14 protein-coding genes are annotated in these 16,823 nt (G+C 58.5%); 4 read left to right on the forward strand and 10 right to left on the reverse strand.

Annotated features, from left to right (window positions below; genetic code table 11):
- Positions 1 to 196 precede the first annotated feature (196 nt).
- From NVV94_RS16015 to tnpC, 4 genes are all read left to right on the forward strand, one after another.
- Positions 197 to 355: a DUF2986 domain-containing protein gene (locus NVV94_RS16015; protein WP_258443361.1), complete on the forward strand. Its 159-nt coding sequence runs from the start codon at positions 197 to 199 to the stop codon at positions 353 to 355.
- A 110-nt stretch (positions 356 to 465) separates the two neighbouring features.
- A complete protein-coding gene (locus tag NVV94_RS16020) occupies positions 466 to 1,902 on the forward strand; it encodes an IS1182 family transposase (RefSeq protein ID WP_258443362.1) in 1,437 nt (478 codons plus the stop codon).
- Between the two features lie 339 nt (positions 1,903 to 2,241).
- Positions 2,242 to 2,601, forward strand: coding sequence for an IS66 family insertion sequence element accessory protein TnpB (gene tnpB / locus NVV94_RS16025; protein WP_258443363.1), 360 nt, complete (start codon positions 2,242 to 2,244; stop codon positions 2,599 to 2,601).
- An 18-nt stretch (positions 2,602 to 2,619) separates the two neighbouring features.
- Positions 2,620 to 4,164: an IS66 family transposase gene (tnpC, locus tag NVV94_RS16030; RefSeq protein WP_258443364.1), complete on the forward strand. Its 1,545-nt coding sequence runs from the start codon at positions 2,620 to 2,622 to the stop codon at positions 4,162 to 4,164.
- Positions 4,165 to 4,689: 525 nt separating this feature from the next.
- On the opposite strand, the gene NVV94_RS16035 is transcribed toward tnpC, so the two are convergent.
- The 10 genes from NVV94_RS16035 to NVV94_RS16085 form a co-directional block, all read right to left on the reverse strand.
- The gene (locus NVV94_RS16035) at positions 4,690 to 5,619 is read right to left on the reverse strand and encodes a malate dehydrogenase (RefSeq protein WP_258443365.1); all 930 of its coding nucleotides are present in this window, start codon (positions 5,617 to 5,619) and stop codon (positions 4,690 to 4,692) included.
- Between the two features lie 308 nt (positions 5,620 to 5,927).
- Positions 5,928 to 6,569, reverse strand: coding sequence for an alpha/beta fold hydrolase (locus tag NVV94_RS16040; RefSeq protein WP_258443366.1), 642 nt, complete (start codon positions 6,567 to 6,569; stop codon positions 5,928 to 5,930).
- A 79-nt stretch (positions 6,570 to 6,648) separates the two neighbouring features.
- Entirely contained in the window at positions 6,649 to 7,056 is a 408-nt protein-coding gene (locus NVV94_RS16045) for an SRPBCC family protein (protein WP_258443368.1), read from the reverse strand.
- 96 nt (positions 7,057 to 7,152) lie between these two features.
- Positions 7,153 to 7,617, reverse strand: a complete 465-nt coding sequence (locus tag NVV94_RS16050) for a hypothetical protein (protein ID WP_258443369.1) — start codon at positions 7,615 to 7,617, stop codon at positions 7,153 to 7,155.
- 468 nt (positions 7,618 to 8,085) lie between these two features.
- A complete protein-coding gene (locus NVV94_RS16055; protein ID WP_258443370.1) occupies positions 8,086 to 9,228 on the reverse strand; it encodes an acyl-CoA dehydrogenase family protein in 1,143 nt (380 codons plus the stop codon).
- Positions 9,229 to 9,238: 10 nt separating this feature from the next.
- Positions 9,239 to 10,432, reverse strand: a complete 1,194-nt coding sequence (locus NVV94_RS16060) for an acyl-CoA dehydrogenase family protein (RefSeq protein ID WP_258443371.1) — start codon at positions 10,430 to 10,432, stop codon at positions 9,239 to 9,241.
- A gap of 66 nt (positions 10,433 to 10,498) precedes the next feature.
- Entirely contained in the window at positions 10,499 to 11,584 is a 1,086-nt protein-coding gene (locus tag NVV94_RS16065; RefSeq protein WP_258443372.1) for a Zn-dependent alcohol dehydrogenase, read from the reverse strand.
- Positions 11,585 to 11,612: 28 nt separating this feature from the next.
- Positions 11,613 to 12,965 (reverse strand): coniferyl aldehyde dehydrogenase, encoded by a 1,353-nt coding sequence (locus tag NVV94_RS16070; RefSeq protein WP_258443373.1) that lies wholly within the window; start codon positions 12,963 to 12,965, stop codon positions 11,613 to 11,615.
- Positions 12,966 to 13,098: 133 nt separating this feature from the next.
- A complete protein-coding gene (locus NVV94_RS26730; RefSeq protein ID WP_309304255.1) occupies positions 13,099 to 14,883 on the reverse strand; it encodes a LuxR C-terminal-related transcriptional regulator in 1,785 nt (594 codons plus the stop codon).
- Positions 14,884 to 15,431: 548 nt separating this feature from the next.
- The gene (locus tag NVV94_RS16085; RefSeq protein WP_258443374.1) at positions 15,432 to 16,799 is read right to left on the reverse strand and encodes a DUF1329 domain-containing protein; all 1,368 of its coding nucleotides are present in this window, start codon (positions 16,797 to 16,799) and stop codon (positions 15,432 to 15,434) included.
- Positions 16,800 to 16,823: the final 24 nt, after the last annotated feature.

Here is a 16,823-nt window from a genome sequence, read left to right on the forward strand (position 1 = left end):
GAGACTTTGCGAAATCGACAGTGCGAGGGGGCTGTCTGATCGTGGTCGGCAGCAGTCGACCCATTGCGGCCGGTAAGCATCAATCCGCTTAGGTTCCTAACCGATTAAAGCCCAAGGGGAATTCACACCCCTCTTGATTCCATCTATTCTAAGTTGGAGCTGATATCATTCAAGAATCTACAATCCGAGTAAAAAAATGAATCGTCAAAAAAAAATAAAGCAGTTATTAAAAGCTCACGCCAAAAAAGTCAGTGCCAAATTGGCACCGAAAAGCAAGTCTAAATACATTAGTAAAGCTGACCGATTGAAACTAGCAGCTGAATCCAGTCACGACTCAAACATTCCCTCTGAGTGAATCGCCCCCAGCTTGCTAGACACCACGACCGGCCGCTTCGGGTCCAGGCTGTGTGAAAACGCCAGTGATTGTCTAACCTTCTGATCGTCGAGATCGTAGCGGGGGCGATTATGAAGCGATTCATCGAAGGTGAGGCTCGGACGCAAGTCACCTTGCTGCCGGAGTGTCTGGACGATTACGTAGCCGAAGAAAATCCAGTGCGCGTGGTCGATGTTTTCGTCGATGAACTCGACCTAGGCGCACTTGGTTTTGAGGGCGTCGATCCTGCCGCAACTGGTCGTCCGGCCTACCACCCAGCGGTGTTGCTGAAGATCTATATCTACGGCTACCTCAATCGGATTCAGTCCAGCCGCCGACTTGAGCGTGAGGCCGAGCGCAACGTCGAGTTGATGTGGCTGACGGGGCGTTTGGCTCCAGATTTCAAAACCATCGCCGACTTTCGTAAGGATAACGGCAAGGCTATTCGCAGTGTCTGCCGGCAATTTGTGGTGCTTTGTCGCAACCTCAATCTCTTCTCCCAATCGATCATCGCAATCGACGGCAGCAAATTCAAAGCCGTCAATAATCGCGACCGCAACTTCACTCAGGGCAAGGTGAAGGCGCGCATGCAGCAGATCGAGCAGAGCATTGATCGATATCTAGCGGCGATGGATTCGGCGGATCGGGCAACGCCCGAAGTGGCCGAGGCCAAAGCAGAGCGTCTTAAAGAAAAGATAGAAACACTGAAAAAGCAGATGCAGAAACTCAAGGAAATCGAGGCGCAGCTCCACGAAAGTCCAGACCAGCAGATCTCCCTCACAGACCCACATGCACGCTCAATGGCCACGAGCGGCCGAGGCACCGGAACGGTTGGCTACAACGTACAAACAGCTGTCGACGACAAATACCATCTGATCATTGCTCATGAGGTGACCAACGTTGGTAATGATCGTGGGCAGCTGAGCAATATGGCGAACCAAGCGCGTGAAGAAATCGAGGCTGAATCGCTAACGGTGGTAGCTGACCGAGGCTATTACAAAGGTCTGGAAATCCTTGCTTGCGAGCAAGCCGGCATCACTACCTTCGTACCGAAACCCCTCACCTCTGGCAGCAAAGCCGAAGGCAGATTCGGCAAGCAGGATTTCATCTATCTTATTGCGTCGGACGAGTATCGATGCCCTGCGGGGCAGTTACTAACTAGGCGGCATTCGTCGATGGAAGACGGCATGTTATTGCATTGTTACTACTTCTCGGGCTGCCAGTCCTGCTCAATGCAAAAGCAATGTACTACGGGTAAGGAGCGCCGTGTGAAGCGCTGGGAACATGAGGCGGTAATCGACGCGATGCAGGTTCGGCTGGAGCATGACCCGGGGAAGATGAAGGTTCGCCGCCAGACTGTTGAGCATCCTTTTGGAACGCTCAAATATTGGATGGGAGCCACCCACTTCCTGACCAAAACACTTCCGCGGGTAAGTACCGAAATGAGCCTTCATGTGCTCGCCTACAACCTCAAACGAATGATGAGCATCTTCGGCATCGCAGGACTGCTTGAGGCGATCAGGGCGTGAATCCAGCCGTTTGGCTCGCCCGTTAGTAGCCGTTTGGGCCGCTGACGCGGCCCAAACGGCATTACGAACGTCTATGTAGCTGACTAAGGTAATTCGCGCTTCCGCCCGCTTATTCCACAGGCAATCCTCGCGACTCTCAGTTTTCGACGTGTTTAGCACGTTTTCACACAGCCTGGGTCGTTAGCTGACCCTCACAACGGGCAGCAATCGCCAAAAGCGGCCATCGAATGTCCACTGATTCAGGGGCGATTCACAGTAACCGCTCCATGAACTACACATTCAAAGCGTTCCCCTGACGCCGGATGCTGTGCTCCCGTTTTTCTCTGGAGCCCGCCCGCCATGATGCGACCCGACGCCAAAGTCGAAAAAGTCTATCTCTACCCCAAACCCGTGGACTTTCGAAAATCCATTGATGGCCTCGCCGCGCTGGTCGAGCTGGATATAAAAGTGGCGGTGTTCGATCCGGTGCTGTTTGTCTTCCTCAACAAATCCCGGAACCGCGTGAAGATCTTGTACTGGGAGCGCAACGGCTTCTGCCTTTGGCTCAAGCGGCTGGAGTCCGAGCGCTTTAAAGCATCACCCGATGTCAGCGATGAGGCGATTGTGCTGACGGTTCAGGAACTCAACTGGTTACTCGACGGTTTTGATCTTTGGCGTAACCGTCCTCATCAGGTTTTGACCCCGCGCTACGTCGCTTGACCCGGTATAATCCGGGCCATGATTTCCCTACCCGACGACCTTCCTGATGATCCTGTTTTGCTCAAGCAACTGCTGCTTGAGGCACTCAGCCGCCAGGAAGAAGTGGCCCAGGCTTATCAGACTCACATCGTCGACCTGAAGGAACAGATCAAGTTGCTGCGCGACCGCTTGTTCGGGCGCAAATCCGAACAGACCGTTGAGCCCAACACGCCGCAACTGGCGCTGTTCAACGAGCCGGAAAGCGAGCCGATGCCGCTCGTTGATGACCCTGACGAAGAAGCCGTTTCGCCGACGCCGCGCCGTGGCAAACGCAAGCCGTTGTCGGCTGATCTGCCGCGTATCGAAGTTATTCATGAACTGCCCGAACACGAACTGACCTGTGCCTGCGGTTGCCGCAAGCATGTGATCAGCGAAGACACCAGCGAACAGCTGGATATCGTGCCGATGCAGATCCGGGTCATCAAACATATCCGCAAGGTCTACGGTTGCCGTGGTTGCGAAACCGCACCGGTCACCGCCGACAAACCCGCTCAGTTGATCGAGAAGAGCATGGCCAGCCCGAGCGTGCTGGCCATGCTGCTGACCACCAAGTATGTCGACGGCTTGCCGCTGCATCGGTTTGAAACGGTGCTTAGCCGGCATGGCATTGATATCCCGCGCCAGACCCTGGCGCGCTGGGTGATCCAGTGCAGCGAACACTTCCAGCCGTTGCTGAACTTGATGCGCGACCGATTACTGGAAAGTCCGGTGATCCACTGCGATGAAACCCGCGTCCAGGTGTTGAAAGAGCCGGATCGAGATCCGACCAGCCAATCCTGGATGTGGGTACAAGCCAGCGGCCCGCCCGATCGAAAAGTGGTGTTGTTTGATTACACCTCCAGCCGTGCGCAGGACGTGCCGTTGCGTCTGCTGGAAAGTTATCGCGGCTATGTCATGACCGATGATTACGCCGGCTATAACGCCTTGGCGTTGCAACCGGGCGTCGAACGGTTGGCGTGCATGGCGCATGCGCGACGCAAGTTTGTGGACGCGCAAAAAGTGCAGCCCAAGGGCAAGACGGGACGTGCGGATATCGCACTGGCAATGATCAACAAACTGTACGGCATTGAGCGTGAACTTAAGGACGTCAGTGACGAACAGCGGTTTATCAGTCGCCAGGAAAAGAGCCTGCCGATCCTCGCCCAACTGAAAAGCTGGCTGGATAAAACCCATCCGCAGGTCACCGCACAAAGTGCGCTGGGCAAGGCCGTGCATTATCTGGCAAACAACTGGAGCCGACTGGAGCGCTATGTCGAGGCCGGTTATTTACCCATCGACAACAATGCGGCCGAAAGAGCAATCAAGCCGTTTGTCATCGGCCGCAAGGCTTGGCTGTTCAGCGATACGCCCAAGGGGGCCACGGCCAGTGCGCAGATCTATAGCCTGGTCGAAACCGCCAAGATCAACGGCCAGGAACCCTATACGTGGCTACGCCACGTACTGGAGCGGTTGCCGCATGCTTCGTCGGTCGAAGACTATGAAGCCTTGCTGCCGTGGAGTTGCTCGCCAGAGATGCCACGGTAAACCGTCGCCCCGTCTTGCGGTAGGTGGGGTTCATGGATCGCATACGATTCACACACCGTGGCGATCATCGTCATACCACGCTGCATCATGAAGGATTATGTTGGTCGAGCCGCGCCGCACAGGGTCAGCACCACAGAGAACTCTAGACGAGCATCGAACCCCCGTAATGTGTGCTGAAGTTAAAGCAGAAACTCAGGCCCCCTTAGCTCAAGGGCGCCATATTTGCGCGCACTGGATGCGCTTGGAACAGAGGTTAGAGAAGACTACGAAGCGGTGTTGAACTATTGAAACCGGAGCTGCGAGGACGATCAAACAGGATTGGCCTGATAGGGTATGGGGACAGTCGAAACACGCATCGGTCGTCCGCGCCAGCTGTATACCGGTTTGAAGAAACGAGACTATCCGGCCTGTTCAGACCCATAAAAGATCATAGTGCCACTGCCTGACACCAGGTAACACCATGACCCCGAGCGCCAGGGACCGGCGCTCAACTCCCCGTTGCGACCCCCCCTCATATAGCCCCGCTCACAAAGCATTCATTTCAGCAATATCACGCACCACCTGATCTGCAGAGCGGTCGAACATCGCCTGCTCCTGCGCATCCAGAGACAACTCGATCACCCGCGCAACCCCCTCCTCTGCCAGCACACAGGGGACACCCATGGCAATACCTGTTCGCCCGTACTCGCCCTCGAGAATCGCGACCGTTGGCAAAATGCGGTTTCGCCCATTGGCGATAGCATCCACCATCTGTGCAATTGCCACGCCCGGCGCATCGCAGGCGCTCCCCACCTTCTTCAAACCCAGAATCTCGCCGCCACCCTGACGTGTGCGCTCCACAATCCGCTCTATCTGCTGATTGGACAGGAAGTGAGACAGCGGCACCGAACCGACCGCACAGTATCGCATCAGCGGCACCATGCTATCGCCATGCCCTCCCAGCACCAGCGCCGTGATATCCCGAGCAGAAAACCCTGTCTCCTCGGCAATGAAACACTTCATGCGCGCTGTATCCAGTACCCCCGCCTGCCCGAACACCCTGTTGCGTCCCAGCCCACTGAGACACCAAGCCCGATAGGTCAGCACGTCGACCGGGTTCGACACCACCAACACCGTCGCCGCCGGAGCATGACGATTAATATCCAGCATGATGCTATCGAGAATTGGCAGATTGATACTCAATACATCCTGACGCGACTGACCAGGCTTGCGGGGCACACCCGCCGTAATCACCACCAGGTCAGAATCCTGCAGCAATTCGGCATTGGACCCGCCGTAAACCCTGGTATCAGAACCTGACTCAACTGCCGCCTGCCAGACGTCCAGCGCCTTGCCCTGTGCCAACTCACCCTGCACATCAATCAACATCAACTCACGACAGAACTCTTCCCGGGCGATGATCTGAGCCGCCGCCTCACCCACCATACCGGCACCCACAATTGATAGCTTGTTCACCTCACACCTCCCCGCGGCTCGCGCCACCAGCAACACGCCCGCCTATACAGAGAAGTATTACCCGCTAATGCTAAAATGCCACCCGAAGGTGGCCTGTAGTTGTTTTACCTGCTTTTCGCCATTCCCATGGCGGCATTACTTTAGCCTCTGATAACTCCCATAGGCCAAGCCGTGCGGCCTTAGCGGACTGCTCCAGGTCTATCGCAGCCCTTTGCCATCGTCCGCAATGGGTCGACTTGTGCCAGTCACAATAGGCCGGAGTCGACCCACTGCGGACGGTCAGTTAACAATAAATAAATTCGCCCCCTTTACTCTCCCAGACACCGGCTTGCCGGTGGCTGCCGGCTTGAGCGAAGGGTTAAGGGCGTTGGCTCGGCAAACAGTGCTTGAGCCCAGCCACGCACATTTGCCACCGCCACTGCGATGGATTGCTTGCGTTGTTCCGGAGTCCGCTTCCACGTTCCAGAGCCCATCCAATAGTCAATGAACCGCTCGGCGGCGTCTTGGTTATCTGCATCGAGGGCAAGCCCGGCGTCCGCCACTACCTCGCGGATTCCGTCCGCCTCATTTGGCGGGGGCACTTCGGCGTCATGGAGCGCAAACAGCGTTGGCTCATACAAGGCGATGGCGCGCACCCGGCTGGGGTTCAGCAACGCTGCGATCAGCGCTACTGCAGCGCCATACGAATGGCCAACCAACGTGAGGGGTACGCCCGCTCTGGCGAGAACTGGCTCTACGAGCGCGACTTCGTCGCTGAGGGTGATGATCCGATCGGATGGCCATGCTGGGCTCTTACCTGCGCCAAATGAATCGGGAGCAAGCACACGGAACCGCGGCGCCAAGAGTTCCAGGAGCCCTCGCCACTGCACCGAACTGCTCGCATTGGAGTGGAAGCACACGACCCCAGGGCCGGTGCCGGAGTCCCGGGAAATGGGTTCGATTGGCTCCAAGCACGCCCCTGAAGTGATGGTAAACGGGGCTAACGTTTGAGTTCAGCGGACGCCGGAGGCAGTCCGCTGCAACGAAGAGTTAGCCATTTGTGACATTGCGCTCAAGCGTATGCTTCATGGCAATTGTTCCTTGCTGAATCATTGCTTCGATGGCTCCTGCCATATCATTAGGCAGCAAGTCAGCGATCCAGACGAGCCGGCTATCACTCGCACCCTCGGCGAACACTTGCAGCGATGCGTTGTGGTGGGTGAACCATCCTCCAACCGCTGCCCACACGAGCCGGCGAGCGTCGTCGTTGATGTCCACGATCAGCTCGCGCACTACCATCCCATTGGCAAATGTGACGATCCTGGAATCTCCTTCCAGGCGACAGTCGACCACGAAGCCAGGCACAAGGCGCAGATGTATTGCGCCGACATCGCGAACCGCCGCCCAGACATGCTCCGGGCTGTCCTCGATCAGGATCTCTTTGCGGATAGAAGCCATGTGAGATGCTCCTCGGTTGATGACCCACAACGGATGGATTGAATGGCTAACGTTTGAGTTCAGCGGCCGCCGAAGGCGGTCCGCTGCGACGAAGGGTTAGACCGACTTTCCACGGAAGCCCCTGAATACCCAACCCGCCGACCACCCGAGCGCGAGCAACATGAGCGATGGGCCCAGCCACCATGCGAGCGACAGAAGGACATGCTTGCCGCGAACGGCTCCCAACTGTGAAACGATCTGGCGGTGCTTTTCATTGACCTTCGCGACCTTGGATGAGAACAGCCTCTGGTTCTTGGTTGGCGACGTTGCGATCTCTTCGAGTGTGGTGATCGCCTCGGCGTCAGTCTTTTCGGCAAACACCATCTCTCGGAGCTGGAGGCCTGACAGTTCCACTTTCTCGGTGCGAGAGATTGCCTCTGCCATAGTGTCGGATGCATCGCGCACCCAGTTGTATTGAAGTTGCTTGAGGGTGGGGCGTTCATCGTACGCAACAAAAGCCACAACGACTCCGTAGAGTACCGTGATGACAACCCACAGACGGCTCCAACCCCCGATACGCATTTCTCCTCCTGGTGAGGTCGAATTATAGATAGCCAAATGCTGTCATAACGCCTTTACGGGTTTGGTGGATAACATTCCTTGCCACATTCTGCTCCGTGACTAAATCGGGGCTGGTAGCGGCGCGATGAGGTGATAACGACGTTATATACCAGTGCGATTTGATCCGCAGGGCAGAGCTCAAGAACATTTCGTACTCTGCCTCTGACAGGCCGCTCCTGGCCCAAAAGCTCCCCACTCTTATCGTTGCTGTTAGTCATAAACATAACCGTTTGCCTATCCCTTATCGTAAGGGGGAAACAGTGTCCTGTCTTTCATGGGGCTCGTTCAGCAATCGGCCAGAAGCGGCCGGTCGCATACAGCCAGAACCAGCCAGTCTCAGATTTCACTGAAAACATAATTCGGGCTTTAGTTCTTCTCCAACGGACAACAGGGCGTGAAGCCCGGTTATCCTGAGCATACATACGTGGCTCAGGCTACCTGCAACAGCTTCGCGTACGCCTGCAAGTGATGATCGTCATCACCAAACTGACGAGCGACCATCAGCAGATGCTTGGCATGGTGAGAGAGCACGTACTCCCAAGTCAGGCCGATCCCGCCGTGCAACTGAATGCCTTGGTCCGCAATAAAACGACTGGCGCGGCTGACGATGAACTTGGCCGCCGCCAGTACGCGGCTACGCTCGTCATTGTCCTGCTGATCGGCCACACACGCCGCGAGCAGGGTCATGGAGGTGGCCTGATCGAGTTCGATGCGCATGTCCACCATACGGTGCTGCAATGCCTGGAACTTGCCGATTGGCTGACCGAATTGCTTGCGGGTCTTCAAGTAATCGAGTGTCAGCTTGCATGCGGTTTCCATGCTGCCGACGGCCTCGGCGCATTGTGCGGCGATACTGCGGCCTTGCTGGTAACGCAAGGCTGGCAGGGCTTGCCCCTCCTCCCCTAACATCTCGCTGCTTTTGACGAACACGTCCTCCAGGTACAACTCACAGGCCATGCGCCCATCCATGGTTGCAAAAGAACGCCGGCGCACTCCGCGATCCTGCGGATCGACCAGAAACAGGCTGATCCCCTTCTCATTCCGAGCTTCGTGATTGGTTCGAGCAGACACCAGTATCAGCCCGGCACTCTGGCCTGCGACCACCACCGACTTGCGACCGTTGAGCTTCCAGCCTCCGGTCACGGGCTCCGCGACGGTTTGTACATCATGCAGTTGGTAGTGACTTTGCGGCTCATCGAGTGCTACCGCCATCTGCAAACCGGCGCTGCCCAGTTGCGGCAGCAGCGCTTCTTTCTGTGCCTCTGTGCCCAACTGGGTGACCAGCCCACCGGCAAAAATCACCGAATGAAGGTAGGGTTCCAGGCACAGGCCTCGACCCAGCTCGGTCATGATCAACATGTTTTCCACGCCACTGCCGCCAAATCCACCGTACGTCTCGGCGAATGGCACGGCGCAAAGCCCGAGGTCACCCAGCTGCTGCATGAACGCGCGGCTGAAACCGTGTTCGCTTTGGCTGAATTTCTCGCGTTGCTCGAAACCGTAGGTGTCACGCACCAGCCGCGCGGCGGTGTCTTGCAGCATCAGCTGCTCTTCGCTCAGTTTGAAATCCATGGTCGGTCCCTTACAGTTCGAGAATCATTTTCGCGATGATGTTCTTCTGGATCTCGTTGGCCCCGCCGTAGATCGAGGCCTTGCGCGCATCCAGATACTGATAGGTGGCCGTGCTGCTGTAGTCGGTGTACAGCAACGGCTCACTGCCGTAACCCAGCTCATCTTCAATGAACGGCATGGCGTAAGGGCCCACGGCTTTGCTGATCAGGTAGGTAATCGCCTGACGAATTTCGGTGCCCTTGATCTTCAAAAACGAGCTTTCCGCGCCCGGCACACCGCCGTCGCGTACGGCCGCCAAGGTGCGCAGGCTGCTCATTTCGGCGGCCATCAACTGCATCTCGACTTCGGCAATCTGCGCCCGGAACAGCGGGTCTTCGATCAATGGCCGACCGTCGCGCACTTCCTGGCTGGCGATGCGTTTAAGACGGCTCAGCAGTGCCTTGTTCTGCGCAATTGCGCCGATGCTGGTGCGCTCGTGGGTCAGCAGGTACTTGGCGCAGGTCCAGCCTTGGTTTTCCTGGCCGACCAGGTTGGCCACCGGCACCCGCACGTTGTCGAAGAACACTTCGTTGACTTCATGCTCGCCGTCGAGGGTGATGATCGGCCGCACGGTGATGCCCGGCGTCTTCATGTCGATCAACAGAAAGGAAATGCCCCGCTGCTGTCGGGCCTCGGGGTCGGTGCGCACCAGGCAAAACATCCAGTCGGCAAAGTGCGCCAGGGTGGTCCAGGTTTTCTGGCCGTTGACCACGTAGTGATCGCCCTCGCGCTCGGCGCGGGTCTTCAATGAAGACAGATCGGAGCCCGCGCCCGGCTCGGAGTAACCCTGGCACCACCAGTCTTCGCACGTGAGAATGCGCGGCAGAAACCGTGCTTTCTGCTCGGCCGTACCGAACTTGATGATCACCGGGGCGACCATTTTCAGCCCGAATGACGACACTTTCGGCGCACCGGCCGCGAAGCACTCTTCGTCGAAAATATGCTTTTGCACATCAGTCCAACCGGTGCCACCGAACTCGACCGGCCAGCCCGGCGCCAGCCAGCCCTGCTGGTTGAGAGTCCGCATCCATTGCACCTGATGCTCCTTGCTCAAACGCTTGCCCTGGGAAATCCGCTCGGCCAGTTCGGTCGGCAACCGGTCGCGCAGGAAGGCTCGCACGTCTTGGCGGAAGGCCAATTCTTCTGCTGTGAAATCAATGTCCATCAATCAACTCCGTAAGCCTGGGGCGTGCCGACGTGGTCGTCGGCAGCGTGTTCGTGCGGGCGCGTGTTACTCGTCGAAGATGATCACCGAACGGGCCAACTCGCCACGACGCAACTCATCAAAGGCTTCGTTGATCTGCTCCAGTTTGATGCGCTGGGAAATCATTTCGTCGAGCTTGAGCTTGCCCGCCATGTAGAAATCCACCAGGCGCGGCATGTCTACCGGAAAGCGGTTGGAACCCATCAACGAACCCTGGATGCGGCGTTCGTGCAACAATTGCAGCGGGTCCAGTTCGATTTTCAGGCCGGGCTTGAGCATGCCGATCACGGTGGCGGTGCCGCCGCGCGCCAACATCGCAAAGGCCTGCTCGGCGGTCTGCTTGAGACCGATGCATTCGAAGGCGTGGTGCACACCGCCGCGGGTCAGTTCCATCACTTGCTTGGCAGCGTCGCCGTCCTTGCCATTGATCAGGTCGGTGGCGCCGAACTGCTTGGCCAACTCCAGTTTGGAATCGAGCATGTCGATGGCGATGATCCGCCCGGCTCCGGCCAGTGCCGCGCCGTTGATCGCAGCCAGGCCGATACCGCCGCAGCCGATCACGGCCACGGTTTCGCCTGGACGCACTTTGGCGGTGTTGAAAACCGCGCCGGTGCCGGTGGTGACGGCGCAACCCAAGAGTGCGGCGCGGTCCAGCGGCATGTCACGGCGGATGTCGACGCAGGCGTTTTCATGCACCAGCATCTGCTCGGCAAAACCCGACAGGTTGACGAATTGCGGAATCGGTTTTTGCACGTAGGTCAGGCGCGACTCCTCGTCCGCGCCGCGCTTGGTTTCCGGGGAAACGCAACGCGCCAGATGGCCGGTCACGCAATGTTCGCAATGGCCGCAGAACACGGTCAGGCAGGTGACCACATGATCGCCCGGTTTGACCGAACGCACTTCGCAACCGACCTGCTCGACCACGCCGGCCGCCTCGTGGCCCAGCACCAACGGGCCTGGGTACGGGAACGAACCATCGATCACGTGCAGATCCGAATGGCAGACACCGACTGCTTTGGTGCGGATCAGTACTTCACGCGGACCCGGTTTGCTGATACCCACTTCTTCAATGACCAGCGGGGCTCCAACCTGGTGGAATACGGCAGCTTTCATGGCAGTTCTCTCAAGAATGAAATGGGATTCAGGCCGGGTTTGGCGCAGTGCGCAGCACGGTTTTGGCATGGCTGAAGGTGCGGAAACCGTCGATACCGTGATAGGCACCCATGCCGCTCTGGCCGACGCCGCCGAACGGCAGGCCTTCGGTGCTGGCATGGCTCAACACACCGTTGAGGGTCACGCCACCGGAGCAGGTGCGGGTGAGCACTTGTGCTTCCTCGGCGGCATCGTTGCCGAAGTAATACAGCGCCAACGGGCGCGGCCGGGCGTTGATCCGGGCAATCACTTCGGCGATGGTGTCGTACGGTTTGATCGGTAGCAGCGGACCGAAGATCTCGTCCTGCATCACCTGTAGATCGTCGCCAGGATTGCGCAGCAGGATCGGCACAATCTTGTTGCGCGTCGCTTCGCTGAAGTCCTCACCGGCCGCGTTCAGTTCGATCAGCTCGACACCGGCGTCGCGTGCTTCGCTCAGGTAGCCCAGCAAACGCTCGTAATGGCGGGTGTTAATGATTGAGGTGTACTCGGGATTGTCCTTGAGCGTCGGGAAGAACCCGGCGACAACCGCTTTGGCGACACTGATGAACGCATCTACCGATTCTTTCGGCACGAAAACATAGTCCGGCGCGACGCACAGTTGGCCGGCGTTGAGCAGTTTGCCGATGACGGTCTTGGCCACCGCATCCTTGAAGTCGGCGGTGCGGGAAATGATGGTTGGCGACTTGCCGCCCAGTTCCAGCGTCACAGGCACCAGGTTTTCTGCGGCCGAGCGCAGCACGTGCTTGCCGATGCTGGTGGCGCCAGTGAACAGCAAATGGTCGAACGGCTGGCCGCAGAACGCCTCACCGACGTCCGGGCCACCCAGCACCACCGCCACTTCATCTTCGGCATACACCGAGCGAATCAGTCGGGCGATCAGGGCCGAGGTGTGCGGGTTGAATTCCGATGGTTTGATCATCACCCGGTTGCCGGCGGCCAAGGCACCGGCGAGGCCGCTGAAGACCATGTAGCCGGGGACGTTCCAGGCAGTGACGATGCCCACCACGCCGAGCGGCTGGTATTGAACCCAGGCCTCGCCGGCTCTGGCCTGACGCTTTTCAGGAAGCATCCATTCGGCCAGTTCAGCCTTGGTCTGCTTGAGAGTGGCCAGCGGCGACAGCACTTCGCTGCCCTTCGAGAAGCCGGGGCTGCGATGGCCGAAGTCAGCCGTCAGAGCTTCGACGATTTCCTGTTCGTGGATGACCAGCAAACTGATCGCCCGGTCGAGCAATTCACAGCGTTGCTCGACGGTCCAGGGTTCGCTGGCCAGAAAGGCCGCCCGCTGTTTTTCCAGGATCGTGCGGATGTCCGTGCTCGTCCAACTCTCGATGGCGCTCATCACTACCTCTCTTCTTGTTGTCTGGACGCCACCGCGATTGCGCAGCATTGCGTCGGGGTTCGGTGCATGGTTGACCATCAGTCGCGCCGCGCCGCCACCCGGATCAGGTGGGTGGCGTTTTCAGTCGACTGATTCAGGCAAGAATGCCCATCGCTTTGGCGCTGTTGATGGCCTGGGTACGACGGCACGCGCCGAGCTTGACGTTGATGTTCTTGGCATGGGTTTTCACGGTATTCACCGAAATGAACAGACGATGGCCAACCTCGCGCACCGACATGCCCTCTGCCAGCAACTTGAGCACCGACACCTCACGGGGCGTCAGGCCATCCTGGTAATCCGCCACTTCAGCGACGCGCGGCACAAGCGAGTTGTCAGAGTCTTCACCGTGCTCGCGGGACTGGTTGCGGGCTTTTTGCAGGGCGATCGGCCCCTGATAGCACGCACTGTCGATCTTGCCCCAATGCATGCGTCGCTCGGCTTCATACAGCAGCAGATGCGCCTTTTCGGCGTCATGGCTGCGCGCGGCAATCTCGGACAACAACAGGTAGGCATTCAGCACAAACGGCGCGCAGCAGTCGCGAACCTGCAGCAGCCCCGCCTGCACGACTTGCTCGGCCTCTTCCGTGTGGCCCTGCTGCAACAGCAACTCACCTTGCAGGAACATCAGTCGACCCAGCAGTGGATAGGGTTGGGTTCTGCTGCCAGTCAGTTGGGCAAGTTCCGTGCGCAACAACGATTGCGCCAGACCCAACTGCCCCTGAAGCAGCAACAACCGCACTCGGTCGGTGTTCACCAGCACCTCGGCCTCACGACTGCCCTGGCGCCGGGCAAGCTCCAGCGAATGCTCCAATAGCACTTGGGCCTCGTTCAGTTCGCCGGTTTTCATGGCGATGCGCGCCAGCGTGCAATGGCACAACAACACCGACAGCCAATCCTGAGCCGTCAGATAACGCAGGGCTGCGTGGCAATGCAGGCGCGCCGGTTCGGGGTTGCCGCGCATCGCGTGAAGGGTTCCATACAACGCCTGCCAGTTAGCCAACAGGCGTTGACTGCGTCGCGGATCGGGCAGCGGCAAAAAGTGCCCCAGACGTTGCAGGCATTCCTCGGCTTCGTCCAGTCGACCGCTGAACAACAGCGCCTTGGCGCACAAATAGATCAAACGCGAGCTGCTCTGCAGCAACTGCGGTTCGATGCGCTCGCGCCAGTCCATGAACCGATCCAGATGCCGCTCGCTCAAAATCCAGCTCAGCCACAACCGCTCCATGTAGTTCGCAGCCACCTCCGGCTGATCGGCACTCAGCGCCTGCTCAACCGCATCATCGACCTGCCCCAAAACACTGAGCAACTGACAGGCCCGCAAGCGCAGCCGATTCAACGGCACGCCACTGAATCGGGATTGCAGGGCCTGCGCCACGGCGGGCACCAAGCGAAACCAGCCGGGTTGGTTGTCGATGGGAAAGAGAAAGGCCTGGTCATCCAGCAGGCTCTTGAACACCCGGGCGCCCTGCTGCCCTTCCCAGAGTTGCTCGCAGAGGTCGGCGCTGGCCTTGGACAAATGCGCCAGTCCGTAGAGCACTTCCCGCTGTTCATCGCTCAGGCGCGACAGCAGTTCGCGTTCAAGGTATGGACCGAGCAATGACGAGGACAACAAGCGGACACCGGCGCACCATCCGCCGGTCTGGTGCCACAGGTTTTCCCGTGAGGCCGTGTCGGTTTCAGGCGCGAGCAGACTGACCAGCGATTCGAATTCATCAGGACGCAGTGCCAGTTGCCGGGCATCCAGTTCCAGCAATTCGCCCGTGAGCATCAGGTGCGGCAGGTTCCAGTCGGGGCGCTGGCGGCAGGTGACCAGCACTTGCAGTTGTGGGTTCTGGAGGGACAGGAGTTGATCGAACCAGTGGTTCAGGTCCGATGGCATTTGAGCAGGAAGATCATCGAAAACAAGCCGGAATTTTAGATATTCATTGGCTGGTCCATCGCTTTCGCGGGCAAGCCCGCTCCCACATTGGAACGCTGTCAAATGTGGGAGCGGGCTTGCCCGCGAAAGCGATGGACCAGTCACCCAATCTCTAGAATCGAGATACGCCAGTAATGCATCAGGCGGCGTATCTGATGCCAGCTCAAGTTCACCAGTCAGCATCCCACTCAAACTGTCCAGCGTCTGCCGCTGCCCCCCCAGAGACAGCCAAACCACCCGCCCAGGCGCCTCTCCACCCTGCAAATACTCGCGCAGCAACGCTGTCTTTCCATAACCTGCAGGCGCGCAAAGCAGTTGCAAGCGGCGCTGCTCGCGCTTGAGTACGTCGCACAAATGCGGCCGTGGCACAAACATGGCGGACCTCGCTGATGGTGTGAGGTTGCCATCATTGGGCGAGACGACGGTTTGTGCGCCACCCGCATCAGGTGGTGGCCATCTGAATGCACAACGCCCTGCGAACAGGGCGTTGTTTCAGCGAAGGCGAACGGTCAGCGGATGCCGGCGTTACGCAGTGCTGACGGAGTGAAATCGGTCATCTTTGCGGTCATGCCATAGGTCGTGGCATGCCGGGCCTGGTTGGTCATCGCCAGCACGTTGTAGCGACCGGCGATCAAGTCATAGATCCCGAGCATGGCGAAGTTAGGGGCCCCGCGTTCGTAATCGTTGAATGCATAACCTTCTGCCACCCGCCACAGCTGACCACGGCCATCGTAGTGATCGACCTCGGCAAGCTGCCAGGTGTCTTCGTCGAAGTACATGTCACGTTTGGCATACACATGACGCTGACCCGGTTTCAGCGTGGCCTCGACGTGCCAGACCCGGTGCAGCTCATAACGGGTCAGGTCCTGGTTGATATGTCCCGGTTTGATGATGTCGTCGTACTTGAGCTTCGGCGACTGCAACTTGTAGTTGTTGTACGGGATGTACAGTTCCTTTTTGCCGATCAACTTCCAGTCATAGCGATCCGGCGCGCCGTTCATCATGTCGGTGTTGTCGGCGGTGCGCATGCCGTCCGAGCCGTTGCCCGGACCGTCATAGGCAACTTGCGGTGCGCGACGCACGCGGCGTTGACCGGCGTTGTAGACCCACGCCAGGCGCGGTTCCTTGACCTGGTCAATGGTCTCGTGAATCAGGATCACACTGCCGGCCATGCGCGACGGCGCGGTGATTTCCTGCTTGTAGTAGTACAGAACGTTGTCGCCTTGCCCACCTTCGACGCCCTCCATCAATTGCGGGAACGCCAGCTTGTCGACGTACTCGACGATGGAATAGGAGCCGTTGGTTTGCGGCGCTGCCTGGGCCGCCTGGCGTTCCATGTTGCCGCCGCGAAAACGGTTGGTGTGGTTCCAGTAAACCTCGACACCGGTCTTCGGAATCGGGAACGGGAAATAGCGGGTTTGCGCGAAGTTAACCAGCCCGTTGCCATCTGGAGTCAGTTCGGTGGTCACCGCGCTTTTTTTGGCAATGTCATACACGTTCTGCGGAGAAGCCGCCGAGCGCTGAGTTTTGTAGACCGGGATCTTGTAACTGTCCGGATAGCGTTTGAACATCGCCAGTTGACCCGGTGTCAGCTTGTCCTTGTACTGCTCGGCATTGGCCGCGGTGATGACCATTTGCGGCTTTTCACTGGCGAACGGATCGCCGAGAAAACCGTTGTCGAGCGCCGCCGCGCCGGGTTTCAAACCACCGGTCCAGGCGGGAATGCTGCCGTTGGCGTTGCCCTCTTTCTGAGCGCCCAAAGGGGTCAGCGTGGTGCCCAGCTGTGCGGCCTCCTGGGGCGAAACGGCAGCCATTACACCACTGGCCAGCAGCGTCAGACTCAGTGCGCCAGCGCGCAGAACAATACGTGCGTTCATGTTGAAGTACCTCTGGCAGGGTTG

Origin of the sequence: Pseudomonas sp. LS1212 (genome assembly GCF_024741815.1) — a bacterium.
In the GTDB taxonomy this organism is placed as follows: Bacteria; Pseudomonadota; Gammaproteobacteria; order Pseudomonadales; family Pseudomonadaceae; genus Aquipseudomonas.

Excerpts from the sequence above, each read along its gene's own strand:
- NVV94_RS26730 (WP_309304255.1), bottom strand. The coding sequence starts at position 14,883 with ATGCCATCGGACCTGAACCACTGGTTCGATCAACTCCTGTCCCTCCAG.
- NVV94_RS16050 (WP_258443369.1), bottom strand. The coding sequence starts at position 7,617 with ATGCGTATCGGGGGTTGGAGCCGTCTGTGGGTTGTCATCACGGTACTC.
- NVV94_RS16055 (WP_258443370.1), bottom strand. The coding sequence starts at position 9,228 with ATGGATTTCAAACTGAGCGAAGAGCAGCTGATGCTGCAAGACACCGCC.
- NVV94_RS16065 (WP_258443372.1), bottom strand. The coding sequence starts at position 11,584 with ATGAAAGCTGCCGTATTCCACCAGGTTGGAGCCCCGCTGGTCATTGAA.
- NVV94_RS16070 (WP_258443373.1), bottom strand. The coding sequence starts at position 12,965 with ATGAGCGCCATCGAGAGTTGGACGAGCACGGACATCCGCACGATCCTG.
- NVV94_RS16020 (WP_258443362.1), top strand. The coding sequence starts at position 466 with ATGAAGCGATTCATCGAAGGTGAGGCTCGGACGCAAGTCACCTTGCTG.
- NVV94_RS16060 (WP_258443371.1), bottom strand. The coding sequence starts at position 10,432 with ATGGACATTGATTTCACAGCAGAAGAATTGGCCTTCCGCCAAGACGTG.
- NVV94_RS16085 (WP_258443374.1), bottom strand. The coding sequence starts at position 16,799 with ATGAACGCACGTATTGTTCTGCGCGCTGGCGCACTGAGTCTGACGCTG.
- NVV94_RS16015 (WP_258443361.1), top strand. The coding sequence starts at position 197 with ATGAATCGTCAAAAAAAAATAAAGCAGTTATTAAAAGCTCACGCCAAA.
- tnpB (WP_258443363.1), top strand. The coding sequence starts at position 2,242 with ATGATGCGACCCGACGCCAAAGTCGAAAAAGTCTATCTCTACCCCAAA.
- tnpC (WP_258443364.1), top strand. The coding sequence starts at position 2,620 with ATGATTTCCCTACCCGACGACCTTCCTGATGATCCTGTTTTGCTCAAG.
- NVV94_RS16045 (WP_258443368.1), bottom strand. The coding sequence starts at position 7,056 with ATGGCTTCTATCCGCAAAGAGATCCTGATCGAGGACAGCCCGGAGCAT.